This is a genomic window from Bradyrhizobium sp. 41S5 (assembly GCF_011516665.3).
GTDB classification, from domain to species: Bacteria; Pseudomonadota; Alphaproteobacteria; order Rhizobiales; family Xanthobacteraceae; genus Bradyrhizobium; species Bradyrhizobium quebecense.
Window position 1 is genome coordinate 5,486,490 of record NZ_CP083721.1, and the last position, 12,309, is coordinate 5,498,798.

Here is a 12,309-nt window from a genome sequence, read left to right on the forward strand (position 1 = left end):
GTCTTGGCAGTCGTCTGCACTGTCGATCGCGGCAGCCTTTGCTCAACTGGTCCTTGACCACGGACACTGCCGGACTTGAGGCATCGATGGACCGGCGAATAATCCCCCTAGCGAGTGGCATCGTAGTTGCACAAATTGATCGTGACTCCGGATGGCTCCGCGACAGTTTGAAGGAATACCTCGGAATTTCCAGCCAACGCTCTGCAAGGAAGGATAACTAATCTACACTCGCTTGATTACAGCGGGAGCAAATCGTGCGTTGCGCGCCTTCGATATTAGCAAGATGCGGAACAAGGCCTCGATCTTGTAATTGCGGGAGGCCTTATGGTCCTGGATAGGTCGCGCCTCGCGCGATACCGGTTATGATGCGAGTACACATCGCGAGACGCTGCTCCGGTCGTGCAGGGAAGCCATTCGGTGCGCATCGTCGCCTTCCATACTGCCAGGAAAGGTTACGCAAAGTCACAACCGAAATCATTGAAGCGGCGCAGAGACAGTGGCGTGATCTTTCCCGGCTCTCTGCAATCTTGTTGGGAATGGCCGGGGGCTGTCTGCCTATTGCCGGTCTCGCATGGAGACGAAGATGACCGACGAGCAGTTGATGCGCCTGAAAGTCTACGGGAACAATGTCCAGCGCTATCGCCGATTGCTCAAGGGCAACCTAACCGAACAGGAGAGGGAATTCGTTGAAAGGCGCCTCACCGAAGAACAGTTGGCGATCCAGAGGCTACGGGCGAATGGCTTCGTACATCGCACGTCGGAGAAAATGTGAACGGGTTATTCGCTCCGTAAAACCATCGCATCGTGCTGACTTTTGACCGCAGCGCCGGGCGGGAGCATGTGAATGCAGAACAGGCTCTCGCGAAGTTCCCGGCTTGTTCTAAAGGCTCACAAAGCAATCACGGTCCTTAACGCTCAGCAATCACAGTCGAATTCCGCAAGGCCCGAACTTGTTCCACGATGATGTCGCCATTTTGCCCCGCCTCGTTCCCAGAGGTCTCATTCTGTTCATATACCTTACTGAGTAACACAGGCGTCATTTGTTCGCGGTCTGTTTCGTCGACACTTCGCGAGGCAGTCGATCACGATCAAACCCGAGCATTGCCCGCAGGTGCCGGGAGAGCGTCGGTCAACGCCTGCCTTATGTGTTCGGCCTGTTCCTTCGTCAGCTTCTCGGCAAAGCGGCCACCCCGTTCGAGCTGCGCCGGCCCCTTGAGTTCTCGATCATAAACCATCCAGTCGGTGCTTCCCTTCCGAACGAGGAATCTAGCCTGTACACGTGCGGTGAAGTTCAACGATGCCTCCCAATCGGTCAGTCCGCCGGTCTCAAAAGTACACAGCCGGGGACGGTTTATTCCTGAACCGGGACACTGAAATTCCCAGCATCGACTAGACAGCAAGGCCCATGCCGATTCACCCCGTTTCCGCGGCACCATGCGGCGGCGTGTGGTATGGCAACGACCTTGAGGCAGCAGATCTCCGACGCTGAGCTTTGCATGACGCAGAGCCACACAGTTCTCGCAGCTCGGCCTTCTACTCTGCGGGTTCCGCTTGATGTCACTCGCTCGTCCGAGGTATCGCCCGGGTGACGAAGCCCACTTCGCTCGTATGGAGCCGTCTCTTCGACTTTACGAAGGGAACCGTCGATGCCAACGAAGAGCGCTCGCGATGCGCCATGCGCGCGACGTGATCAGAATGAGGCCGCGGGTTAGCCGAGCCACCCGATTGCGCGGCGCCGTTCTGGAAGCACGCCACATCGTCCCGCACCACTTCGCGCGCTGGGCGAGGTGCCGCTCACTGACCGCCGATCCAAGTCACTCCTTGAGATCAGGTTGAAGGGGCCGCCGTCCCAGCGCCGGCGGCCTATCCGTTGCTGCCTGTCATGAAGGTGGCTTCGCAGATTAGCGCACTGACCACGGCCATGTCGACGGTTGCGGCTTGTTGGCTTGCGGGCGCGCCGCGTTCGGCGCCCGCTTCTGCGTCTGGGTGACATTGGTCGGTCGCCGCGGACGCGGCACTGGTATGTCGGGGGTTACCTTCGGTTGTTCTGACGGCTGCTTAGGCTCTTCAGGCTCTGCCTTTGGCGCCGAAGCGTTAGCGATCAGACCGGCCAGCTGTTCCTGGCTTGCGTTGAGCCGCTCGGTCATCGTCTTGCTTTCCTGCGCCATCTGAATCTGGACAGCCTTGATCTGGTCGATGACATCGTTGTTGCGTGCTATTTCCGCCTGACTCGCCTTGAGTTGGCTTGCCACCCCTTCATTGTCGCGGGCCAGCTGTTCTTGCCTCAGTTGCAGTTGTTCGACCGCTTGCCTTAGGGAGGCGAGATCGCGCGCCATCGGTTGGAGCTGTTGTGCAATATCCGGGGACGGTACGACGGCAGTCGACGCAATGTCTTTCGGCCGGGCTTGTGTCAAAGGTGTGGGGTTTGAGGGGGATACGACCGCCGGACCAACGGAGGACCACCACCAAATACCCCCAACAATGGATGCCAGCACAACAAAACCGATGGAGGCCGGATAGCGCCAATCTTCCAATCGATGAATCATTGCTCGCAACGCTCGAGGCACTTTCGTGCTGGTCGTTGGACTCAACGGACTGACTCCCGCTTCACGCGCGAAGCTCGAAAGCTGCTCCTCCAAGCTCGAGAGCCGCTCTTCCGCAGCCTTGTTATCCGGCGTGGAGTCCATTTGGTGCTCCGCAACAAGCAAAATACGATACGACCGACAGCAGAACCAATGGCCGACTGAACGGTCCATTCAAGTGCGCAATTGGGAAAGCGGGTAGCGTACCGCAGCCTAGGCGAGCAGGGAAGCGGCACGACGCGCTTGGCCCCAAACGGAAACTCCTCGGTCCCCGACAAACTAACGCTCGTGCCCTTAAAGCATGATCCGGAAAAGTGCGGAGCGGTTTCCGCAAGATCGTGCCCAAACAAAGAGCCAATGCGCGATGACGATTCAACCTTATCTCATCGCGCATTGGTAACTCAATGGAAAGACGTGGGCCCGGTGCCGTAGTTCTACGGCAAGGCGTTCGCGAACCAATTCGGACAAAATGGCTGCCCGATCGTCCCATGCCGGCGATTTCCGCCGCGCTGGTGCCAAGCTCCGCCGGCGACTTTCGTGGTCGTTTCCTAGCGGGATCGTTGCCCGTCAAACACACTGCGCAAGCAAATAGCTGAGAGACGCATGGCCATAACCATCTTCAACCGACCCTAATGAACGTCCATTCGGGGACTTCAAACGGCAGGCCGCGGGCCGACGGATAATGGGAATAGCCTCCGAGGAGATCGAGCGCGGCCACTGCCGAGTGATAGGACCCAAAATCCTCCTCTTCGAAGAAGAAGTGAAATCGCCCGTTCAGCGGCACGATGCGAAACGTGCCGCCCTTGGAGCGGAATTCCCAATAGCCTGACGTCATTGTCGCCACCAGACGCGCCGACGACCGGTCCTCACGGCTTCGAACGTGTAGGCCATCAACCTAACGTCATCGCCAAGGTGGACGGCTTGGAATGTCATATGAATCACCCCTCGAATCGGGGTGATTTTACAGCGGAGGGAGATCGTCAGCCAAAGCGCGGGCCGACTTATCCATCGACTTTCAAGGCGGGCGGCCAACAGAGCGGCAAGTCATCAATCGGCTGAAGCGCGGAATATGCCGAGAGTATGCACGCCCTGGTCGGCCTACGAATGTGGATGGCGGAGCAGCAAGAAAGCTCGTCTCGGATCGAGCCGGTTGCTACGCCAACGAGCCTCTCGGCGGACGCATGGTGCACGCCAATTGGGGAGCCGAGACGCTCTTAGCCACCGTCACTCGGTCGACCGACTCATCAAACCGCCCGATCAATCAGGTGCCCACTTGATGGAAGCCGGATCGGCGGGCCGCGTGGTGGTGTAGGTCACCAGGTCGTATCCTCGCTCGACGACGAGATCGGCAACTTCGATGAAGCCCTCGTCATTCCCCTCCTTCGAGCTGTGCAGCGTCACATCGCTGATGGAGACATCCTGGTTCGTCAGCGATAGCCTGACCATTCCCTGATGGTCTCGAATTGGCCTGCAGATCGGAACGAGCCGCGCCTCGAAATTTGTCGGGTGATAGGGCTTGAGACGCAGGTTCTTGTGGAAGGTTCTGTCTCCCTCGATCGACAGCACGCTCTTGCAGGCTGCCGAGTTCACCATGAGGCCGCGGATGGATGAATCCGACCCGATGTGGATCGGGTACGTCTCGCCGCGTTCCAGCCGGACACCTGAAAACGTGATCAGCCTCGACGAATACTCCACCGGTGTGCCCGCAATTTGATCTTTGAGCGGCACGCGGTCGTAAGCCGTGAATGCAAACGTGCGTTTGCACTTTGCAGTCTTGGCCGTCCTTATCTTAGTCAAGAAATTGCCAAGGTGCGTCGCTATCACGCCCGACAAGAACTCGGCCGGATGACTGCCGTCTGCATAGAGTTCCTTCGCTTCTACGTTCCTGGACTTGACGACCGCGGCAATGACATCCCTGACATCAAGATAGTACCAGTCCTGCTTCTGGCAGACGGAAATACAAGCGGAGATGATCGTTCTTGATGCGTTGATGTCGCTCACCGGTATGCAAACAAAAACCGGCTCGCAATTGGCGCGTTTGGCGGAATGCCCGATCCACTCGACCCATCTCACAACATCGTAGTAATCGATCGCGTTGGCGGAAAGCAGCGAAAAATCGATCACGCATGTATCGACAATGCAAAACTCCGAGCCTTTGAAGAAATCACCCTGGGCAAAATACGGACCGAGCAAGGACGGAGATGCACCGATCCTTCCTGCCGATGTCATTTCAATTGTGTCATCGGCGTCCAGAAATTTCTGGAAAAAGCCTGCCTTCAGGATGCTGTTTGACTGTCCCAGGATCGAAATGCTCAGCGACATCAGATTGACTGCCCTCAGATGGAACCGCGCAATGACATCGAAAACGCACGATGGAGAACCCCGCAACACCGCGTCAATCGTCCATGTCGCGGCGACGTTATCAATTGTCGCAGCGCTCTGTCTACCATCCGAGGGACGCGCGCAAAGTTCGAGAGCTGCATGCGACAAGACCGATACGCAATTCGCGGTAACAGCCGCGATGCCGGACAATGCCGATGCCCTGCGCAAATATGAGAGAAATGTGTCGAGCCTGTCCGGCGATGTCTCGACAGTGTTGCTTGGCGACTCGCTGGTTGAGGCGTGGCCGAGGGAACTATCTGCCTCGCTCGGCGCCGGCCCGGTGGCCAACCTCGGCGTCGGACGCGACAGGATTCAGAACACGCTCTGGTTCATCGAACACGAACGCGAGCGGCTGCGAAAAATCAGGCCAAAGTCCATCATCGTGCTGGTCGGGACCAACAACATCTATCTCGATAAGCCGTGCGGATTGATGGAATCCTATCAAAAGCTGTTTGAGGAGATCAGGTCGCTTTGGCCGAACGGCAGGATTTTCTCCATCCAGATTCTTCCGCGAGGCGAGCAGATGAAAGGTGCAACCGAGAATATTGCATCTGTCAATGCCGAACTCAGCAGACGAAGCAGGGAACTCGGAATCAGGACGATCGACGCCTCCGACATCGCATGCGGACGAACAACGCCGTGCGCCAATTACAAGAGCGATCTCCTGCACCTGACGCCATCCGGATACGAAGCCCTGACCAGGATCGCCAAACAAGGCATCGGTTCATCGTAGGCGTCCGATGAAGCTGCGCGGGAGCCGTCAATGAGGCTTGGGCGCGATCTGGTCTGCTAAAGCGCGATGAGATTGGGTTGAGATCGTCATCGCGTTTAGTTCATTGTTAAAGCATGATCTCCGCGCAAACGCCTTGCGTTGGCCGCGAGGGAAAACCGCTTCGCGATTTTTCCGGATCACGCCTTACGTCAGCATCGAGATGATCGATTGCAGCTGATCGGATGCCGACGCCACGAGCCCGTCGAACGACGTCTGGCCGTGCGCCGCCGCCCGCAAGATGCATTCTGCGACGGCCGCCTTGAGACCGAACACGGATTGATCGGCCGGCACGCTTGCCATCACCGTGTCCAGCGCATCGCGCATCGTCTGGATCAGTTCGGAGCTGAATTTCATGGCTATCCTCCGCATGCTCAGGATAGACCGGTCGCGCCAGGCCACCACTCACAAGCCCGCGATTCCGGATTGCCTTTTCTTAATGCAATGACAAGCCGGTGAATCGGCGAAGAGCTAAAGCATGATCCGGGAAAGTGCGAAGCGGTTTTCCGAAAAGATCATGCGCAAACAAGAAGCTAAAGCGCGATGACGATTCAACCTGATCTCATCGCGCTTTAGAGGTCCTTCTCGGCCAGCTTGCGGAAATCGTCGGGCACCGAATGAACGACCTCCAGCGCTGCCGAACCGTATCCGATCGCATCCCAGCCGAAACGATCGCGGACCTTGTCGATGGCACAGTCCGCCGCCCAGCGCGCCATCCCTGCCGGACTTCCAGGGCGAAGCGCCTGATCGGCCAGTCCGAGCGGGAGCTCGAGCGCAAGATCCCAATGCTCCTCGAGATGCGACACCGAGATTGCCAGCAGCGAGATGATTTTCTCGCTTGGATGGTCAGCAAGAGTGGCGCGCACCAGATTCTCGGCGAGCCGGGCGAGAATCACCGTCGTGCACACGGGTGCATCGAGCGTCATCGAGCGCGTCACCGATTTCAGGTCAGCGAAGCGAACGCGCACCGTCACGGTTCGTCCAAGCCGGGATTTCGCCCGAAGCCGCGTGGCGACGCGGTCGGCGAGATGGAGCAGCGTCGGCCGAATGACCTCCTCGATCGCGGGCTTTCGGCCAAGCGCCGATTGTGCTCCTGCCGATCGCGCGCGCCGATGCGGCGTGAGCTGTCGCGGATCGCGATTCCAGGCCAGCGCGGCGAGTTTCTCGCCCGCCGCCGGACCGAGCAGCCGCGTCAGCGACCGCTCCGACAATTTGGCGAATTGACCGATCGTCGAGACGCCGATCGCGTCCAGCCGTGTCTTGGTGACCGGCCCTACTCCCCACATCAACTCAACCGGCAGTTTGTGCAGGAATTCGAGCTCGGCGTCTGGATCAACGACGACAAGCCCGTCGGGCTTTGCGACCTGCGAGGCGATCTTTGCCAGATGCTTGGTGCGCGCGACGCCCACCGAGATCGCAAGGCCGAGCTCCGTGCGCACGCGCCGCCGGATCGCCGCGGCTATTTCGGCGGGCGTTCCGAACAGATGCGTGCAGCCGGCCACGTCGGCAAACGCCTCGTCGATCGAAATGCGCTCGACGAGCGGGGTGAAGTCGCCGATCACCTTGATGGCTGCGTCACCCAGCCGTTGATAATCGCTGAAGTGGCCGCCAACGAAAATCAGTTGCGGGCAGAGCCGGCGAGCTTCCTGTCCCGACATGCCGCCATGCACCCCGAAGGCCTTGGCCGCATAGGACGCGGCAAGCACAACCCCGCCTCCGACGGCGATCGGCTTGCCTTGCAGCGACGGATCGAGCAACTGCTCGACCGATGCGTAAAACGCATCCAGGTCGGCGTGAAGGATGGTGGCTGCGGCTGCCATCTCAACCCGTTCATCCCTGACCTGACCAAAACTGCGCGTCCTTGGACGCTACAATAGCCAATAGAACAAAACAAGAACAAAATCCATTCCAGTCGACCAGGAATGACCGCGGGCGCCGGCGGTCTCCCGATGAACGTTGGGCACGCGCTGTCGTACCGGGCATCGATGCGGGCTGCGGGTCGCCTTCGAAGGAATCACCGCAAGGCGGTTGGCAGGTCGCTCGACGTCCACGGGCATTCTCTGCCGAGGACGAGCGTGACAACGCGCAGCCCTCGCGTCCCGCTGCGCCAGCTCGCTCATGAGCCGGCGTTGTTTGACGAGCAGGCTTTTTCGGGTAGAGATCAAGAAATGACCGACCACTCTCATCAGGTGGACTTCCAGGCCGCGGCCTCCCTTTACAAGTGGCCTTCTCTCGGCAATTCCAGGCGAGAGGATCGCGCGCCCTATATGATCGTCAACGGAACACTCGACCAATGCATCCGGGACTTCATGGGTAAGCCCGAGAAGACCCGGCATCTCTACGAGATCCGGACCACGTCGCAGCCGCCCCTGGTGCCGGAGGTGCTGTCGCCCGAGCACGTGATCGAGCTCTCCAGGCTTCGCGAGTTTCTCTGAGGCGCTCCAGCGGACGTGATCCTGACGCGTCTCGTTCGCAGGCGGACTTATCCATCGGTCGTGCGCTGGAAGGCGCATTGTTTGCCTCTGAGGGAGCCGCTACACTTGCCTGGTTCGCCGACTGACGGGCGTCCGCGCCGGCGGTTGCCGGGGCATCGAGAGGCGCCACATGAGGTTCAATCTGGCGATCTTGAGCGTGCTGGCCGCAAGACCCGAGCAACGGATCCCGCTTGACGAGGTCAGCCGCGAAGTCAAGCGCATGATCGCCGCGGGCGATGCAGCTGCGAAGTTGAAGCAATCGTCAGAACTTGGCGATGCCGACGTCTTCCAATCCGGATGGGCTTCGATCAACGAGGCCGGGCTGCAGGTCACGGACTCCGGCCTCGCGCTATGGCACTCGCTTGAAGCGTCCCGCGTCGAACAGGAAATCAGCGAGCAGGAGTTCGGCGAGCAAGAGTTCGGCGACCGGCAAGCGGAGTGTGTGGAGACCGTTGCTGCCGACCCGCACGATGCGATCAGCGATGCTGTTGTCGAACCGAGCGACGCTATTTATGCGCAAATCCCGCGCGCTTCGATCATGCCCGGGCCGGCATTTGGTTCCCTTCACGAGACGGACCGAAACGCTTCCCGGCTCTCGCACCTTGTGAAACTCCTCGGCACCGGCATGCCGCGATTTGCCCGGGCGCGGCGGCGGCGTTCCGAGGGCGGCGTGCCGGATCGGAAAACGGCCAAGGGCGTTGGAATGCCGGGGCTGGCCGTTGCGTGCCTCAGCCTGATCTCGGTCGTTGCGTGCGTTGCGGCAGCGATTGCACTCGGCCAGATCTCGTCGCTGAAGTCGGACAACGCCGCGCTGCGGCGGGAGCTGGTCCCGCTGCGGGACCGTCTCGCTCGGCTCGAGCAGGACGCCGCGAAACGCGAAGCCGCCCAGCAGGAGGCGCAAGACAAGGCCGAAGCGGACAAGAAGGCCGCTGACGCCGGGAGCGAACAGGCCGCGCTCAATCTCTCGCGAGAAGAGATTCAGTTGATCAAGGAGTACATCAAGGCGGCCCCTTCGACCGCTGCCGGCGGGCCGCCGATCAACGTCGGCGATCCCATCACAGGCGGAATGATTCCGTTGCCGTCGTCGCTGACCGAGAAGGCGCCGCGACTGATCGGTGCGAAATTTGCGATCCGAAACGGCGCGATCATCATCAGCACGCGAAACAGCCGCCGCGTCGATGCCGTGCTGACGCCGAATTAGATCGGCACGGCGGCATCGATTGCCGCCGGGACAAGGATCATCAGCCTACGGCTGATTGTTCGGCGGCCGCTCGATGAACTTCCGGCTGCCGTTGAGAAGCTCGAGATTGTTGGCGATGACCGGATTGCCCGGATCGAGCGAATACGCCTTCTCGAACTTGCGCCGCGCGCCGCCCAGATTGCCGCGCAGCATCAGGGAGTAGCCCTGATCGTTGAGGATCTGGACGGTCTCGCCGCCAATCCGGATCGCCTGGGCATAGGCCTGATCGGCAAGATCGAAGCGGCGCAGCTTGTCATAGCTCGCCGCGAGCCCGACCCAGGCCGTCACGTCCTTCGGCGCCTTCTCGACCGCGTCCCTGAAATAGCGCTGGGAGATTCCGTAGTTGCCGCGGTTGTATTGCTCGAGGCCCATCCGCACCGGCTCATCGGAGGGATAGTATTTGACGTCGGTCGGCTCCTGCACAGGGTCCCCGCCCGGCGGATCCACCGGCGCGACGATCGCGGCCTCTCGCGTCGTGTAGTCGCAGGCCGCGAGGCCCGCAGCAAGCCAGCAGCAGGCGAGCGCCGGAATGAGACGCCGCAATGCTCGTCCCATGTTCCAGCTCCAGCGACTTCCCTGCGTCATTCGAAAATCCATCGTGAAACTACCTAACAAAAAACAGACGGCGCGATCCGACACTGTCAGGGCCACAACCCAATCTTCAGCTCGTTATCTGCCGCCTCCTCCTACCCCGACGGCCACCGATCCTCCGGTGCCTGCCCCCAATCCGGTTGTGTTGACGTTCTGAATGGTGGTGACGGGCGGCGCCTGGCCCATCGCCCTCGTGGGATCGCCCATGTCGGGAAGCTGATCCAGCGGGCGTTGTTGATTTCCATAGCGCGTGATCGCACCGCTCGTCCGCCGCGCGTCGTACGCGATCCTGCGATCGCCGACATTTGCCGGCCATGGGTGGATCGTGTGGGTGACGGCGTTGACCTCCTTGGCGTTGCCGGCACTCATCGTGATGGTGTCGGAACGCTGGACATAGCGGTCCATCTCGTCATGCCCGTAGACACCGTAGCAGCCGCCGAGCAGCACGGGGGCGAGCAGAGCCAGATATCTGATAGTCATCTCTCGCCTCCTCTAGTTCAGGGTTTTCACGACCGGCTGGTTGGCAGCGGCGGCCGGTAGCGGAACGGGAGCGACCGCGCTGGGCGCGATGATGTGGCCGTACGGCCCCTTCACCTCGCCGCCGGAATTGACGTAGTCGTCGTAACGCTTGCGAACTTCCATCTGGCCATTGAGGAAGAAATCGACGTCGTTGGCCGGCAGGCGGGAATCGAGCGGTGATGCCAGTTGCTGGCCTGGCGCCGCCGGCGCCACAAGGCGCGGCGTCACGATGATCACGAGATCGGTTTCTTCCTGCTGATAGGATTTGCTGCTGAACAAGCTTCCAATCACGGGCACCGAGCCGATCCATGGCAATTGCGACACGTCCTGCCGGTTGCGGGTCTGCAACAGGCCGGCGATGGCAAAGCTCTGGCCGTCGCGCAGCTCAACCGTGGTGCGCGCGTCGCGTCGGGTCAGCGACGGAACGGTGGTGCCTTGGATCGTCACCGCATTGGCGAAATCGAGCTCGCTGACCGAGGGCTCGACCCGGAGGTTGATCACGCCGCGCGACAGCACAGTGGGCACAAAGGCCAGTTCGACACCGAACTTCTTGTAGTCGATCGACACGGTCGGAAAGCCGGCCGCCGACTGCGTCGGGATCGGCACCGGAAATTCGCCGCCGGCCAGGAAGCGCGCGGCGTCGCCGGAAAGCGTGGTCAGGTTCGGCTCCGCCAGCCGGCGTGCCAGTCCCTTTGTTTCCAGTGCCGTAATCAGGAGGTCGACCGAACTTCCGTTGCCGGTCCGCAAGATGCTCGTCAGCAGGCTTCCGAACGGGGGCGGAGCTACGCCGCCGGCGGAACCAATGAGCGTGCCTGCCGTAGCAAGCACGGGAAGGCTGCCTGTGGGCGGAGAACCAACAGCACTTCCACCGGCGCCCAAGGGGCCATTGCTGGTATTGATACCACCAATGGGAGTCCGGCCCGCGGCCCCGACTCCGCCCTGCCCCGAAATGCCAACATTTGTCCCATTGGCGTTCGCCGCCATAAGGTTCACGCCGAGATCGCGCCCCGCCTGCCGGGAGACCTCGAGGAAGCGCACCTCGAGCATCACCTGCTGCGGCGCCGCAACGCTCATCGCGTTGACGACGATGCCGTCCTTCGGAACGCTGCCCTGGGCAATCGTCATCGCACGCTCCGCGGTGACCGCATCGGGAGCCATTCCGCTCAGTACAACCTGGCCTTCCGACGCGGACACGCGAATGCCGCGCGCACCCGTGCCGGTCTGGATATTCTGTTGCAGATTTCCGATATCGAGCGTCACGTCGACATCGAGAATGCCGATCTGCTTCATCGAGCTGTCGAACAGGATGACGTTGGTGGTGCCGGTCTTCTTGCCCTGGACGTAGATCAGGTGGTCGCTCAGCGACTTCACGTCGGCGATATCGGGCGAGCCGGCGACGATCGACGAGAAGGCCGTCTCGACCCGGAAGGTGCGCGACTTGTTGAGCGTTACCCTGACGCGCTGGACGTCGCTCATCTCGCTGACGAAGACGCCGCTCGACGACGGAGCCCGCCGGTCAGCAGCTGCAGCTGGATCAGCGCAATGAAACAGGGCAACCGCAGCGCCAAGCGCCATGGCGCTCAAGGCCAAGAGCCTAAGTCCCGCATCATCCGAAACGCGACTTCCCATCATGCCAATCCCCCTCGCCGCGTCTCCACGACGATCCCCGTAAATCTACGGCTTCGACGTCCCGATCACTCCCGTTAGCGCATCCACGCCGTAGAGCTTACAGTCTGTCCGACTACAAATAGT

13 protein-coding genes are annotated in these 12,309 nt (G+C 60.7%); 4 read left to right on the forward strand and 9 right to left on the reverse strand.

Annotation, left to right across the window (positions count from 1 at the left end; translation table 11 throughout):
• The first annotated feature begins 583 nt into the window (after positions 1–583).
• Positions 584–772 carry a hypothetical protein gene (locus HAP47_RS26685; protein ID WP_173642057.1) on the forward strand — a complete coding sequence of 63 codons (189 nt, stop codon included), beginning with the start codon at positions 584–586 and terminating at the stop codon, positions 770–772.
• Between the two features lie 316 nt (positions 773–1,088).
• On the opposite strand, the gene HAP47_RS26690 is transcribed toward HAP47_RS26685, so the two are convergent.
• The 4 genes from HAP47_RS26690 to HAP47_RS26705 all read right to left on the reverse strand — a co-directional run bounded on the left by HAP47_RS26690 (position 1,089) and on the right by HAP47_RS26705 (position 4,904).
• Positions 1,089–1,295, reverse strand: coding sequence for a hypothetical protein (locus HAP47_RS26690; protein ID WP_231168403.1), 207 nt, complete (start codon positions 1,293–1,295; stop codon positions 1,089–1,091).
• A 606-nt stretch (positions 1,296–1,901) separates the two neighbouring features.
• Complete coding sequence (locus tag HAP47_RS26695; RefSeq protein WP_173642056.1) at positions 1,902–2,687, reverse strand: hypothetical protein; 786 nt, start codon at positions 2,685–2,687, stop codon at positions 1,902–1,904.
• A 514-nt stretch (positions 2,688–3,201) separates the two neighbouring features.
• Entirely contained in the window at positions 3,202–3,417 is a 216-nt protein-coding gene (locus tag HAP47_RS26700; RefSeq protein WP_173642055.1) for a hypothetical protein, read from the reverse strand.
• A 422-nt stretch (positions 3,418–3,839) separates the two neighbouring features.
• Positions 3,840–4,904 (reverse strand): hypothetical protein, encoded by a 1,065-nt coding sequence (locus tag HAP47_RS26705; protein WP_173642054.1) that lies wholly within the window; start codon positions 4,902–4,904, stop codon positions 3,840–3,842.
• Here HAP47_RS26705 and HAP47_RS26710 point away from each other — a divergent pair.
• Positions 4,891–5,697 (forward strand): SGNH/GDSL hydrolase family protein, encoded by an 807-nt coding sequence (locus HAP47_RS26710; RefSeq protein WP_173642053.1) that lies wholly within the window; start codon positions 4,891–4,893, stop codon positions 5,695–5,697. The genes HAP47_RS26705 and HAP47_RS26710 overlap by 14 nt on opposite strands.
• Before the next feature lie 183 nt (positions 5,698–5,880).
• Here the strand turns inward: HAP47_RS26710 and HAP47_RS26715 are convergent, their stop codons facing one another.
• On the reverse strand, positions 5,881–6,090 hold the full coding sequence (locus HAP47_RS26715; RefSeq protein ID WP_173642052.1) for a hypothetical protein: 210 nt from the start codon (positions 6,088–6,090) through the stop codon (positions 5,881–5,883).
• A gap of 215 nt (positions 6,091–6,305) precedes the next feature.
• A complete protein-coding gene (gene dinB, locus HAP47_RS26720) occupies positions 6,306–7,553 on the reverse strand; it encodes a DNA polymerase IV (protein ID WP_173642051.1) in 1,248 nt (415 codons plus the stop codon).
• Between the two features lie 348 nt (positions 7,554–7,901).
• Here dinB and HAP47_RS26725 point away from each other — a divergent pair, with 348 nt between their 5' ends.
• Positions 7,902–8,168, forward strand: a complete 267-nt coding sequence (locus HAP47_RS26725) for a hypothetical protein (protein ID WP_173642050.1) — start codon at positions 7,902–7,904, stop codon at positions 8,166–8,168.
• 190 nt (positions 8,169–8,358) lie between these two features.
• Positions 8,359–9,408 (forward strand): hypothetical protein, encoded by a 1,050-nt coding sequence (locus tag HAP47_RS26730; RefSeq protein ID WP_173642049.1) that lies wholly within the window; start codon positions 8,359–8,361, stop codon positions 9,406–9,408.
• Positions 9,409–9,453: 45 nt separating this feature from the next.
• Here the strand turns inward: HAP47_RS26730 and HAP47_RS26735 are convergent, their stop codons facing one another.
• From HAP47_RS26735 to HAP47_RS26745, 3 genes are all read right to left on the reverse strand, one after another.
• Positions 9,454–10,002 (reverse strand): tetratricopeptide repeat protein, encoded by a 549-nt coding sequence (locus HAP47_RS26735; RefSeq protein WP_231168404.1) that lies wholly within the window; start codon positions 10,000–10,002, stop codon positions 9,454–9,456.
• 114 nt (positions 10,003–10,116) lie between these two features.
• On the reverse strand, positions 10,117–10,518 hold the full coding sequence (locus tag HAP47_RS26740; RefSeq protein ID WP_173642048.1) for a hypothetical protein: 402 nt from the start codon (positions 10,516–10,518) through the stop codon (positions 10,117–10,119).
• Positions 10,519–10,530: 12 nt separating this feature from the next.
• On the reverse strand, positions 10,531–12,189 hold the full coding sequence (locus HAP47_RS26745; RefSeq protein ID WP_173642047.1) for a type II and III secretion system protein family protein: 1,659 nt from the start codon (positions 12,187–12,189) through the stop codon (positions 10,531–10,533).
• Positions 12,190–12,309 lie beyond the last annotated feature (120 nt).

Excerpts from the sequence above, each read along its gene's own strand:
- HAP47_RS26685 (WP_173642057.1), top strand. The coding sequence starts at position 584 with ATGACCGACGAGCAGTTGATGCGCCTGAAAGTCTACGGGAACAATGTC.
- HAP47_RS26695 (WP_173642056.1), bottom strand. The coding sequence starts at position 2,687 with ATGGACTCCACGCCGGATAACAAGGCTGCGGAAGAGCGGCTCTCGAGC.
- HAP47_RS26700 (WP_173642055.1), bottom strand. The coding sequence starts at position 3,417 with ATGACGTCAGGCTATTGGGAATTCCGCTCCAAGGGCGGCACGTTTCGC.
- HAP47_RS26710 (WP_173642053.1), top strand. The coding sequence starts at position 4,891 with ATGCTCAGCGACATCAGATTGACTGCCCTCAGATGGAACCGCGCAATG.
- HAP47_RS26705 (WP_173642054.1), bottom strand. The coding sequence starts at position 4,904 with ATGTCGCTGAGCATTTCGATCCTGGGACAGTCAAACAGCATCCTGAAG.
- HAP47_RS26715 (WP_173642052.1), bottom strand. The coding sequence starts at position 6,090 with ATGAAATTCAGCTCCGAACTGATCCAGACGATGCGCGATGCGCTGGAC.
- dinB (WP_173642051.1), bottom strand. The coding sequence starts at position 7,553 with ATGGCAGCCGCAGCCACCATCCTTCACGCCGACCTGGATGCGTTTTAC.
- HAP47_RS26725 (WP_173642050.1), top strand. The coding sequence starts at position 7,902 with ATGACCGACCACTCTCATCAGGTGGACTTCCAGGCCGCGGCCTCCCTT.
- HAP47_RS26735 (WP_231168404.1), bottom strand. The coding sequence starts at position 10,002 with ATGGGACGAGCATTGCGGCGTCTCATTCCGGCGCTCGCCTGCTGCTGG.
- HAP47_RS26740 (WP_173642048.1), bottom strand. The coding sequence starts at position 10,518 with ATGACTATCAGATATCTGGCTCTGCTCGCCCCCGTGCTGCTCGGCGGC.
- HAP47_RS26745 (WP_173642047.1), bottom strand. The coding sequence starts at position 12,189 with ATGATGGGAAGTCGCGTTTCGGATGATGCGGGACTTAGGCTCTTGGCC.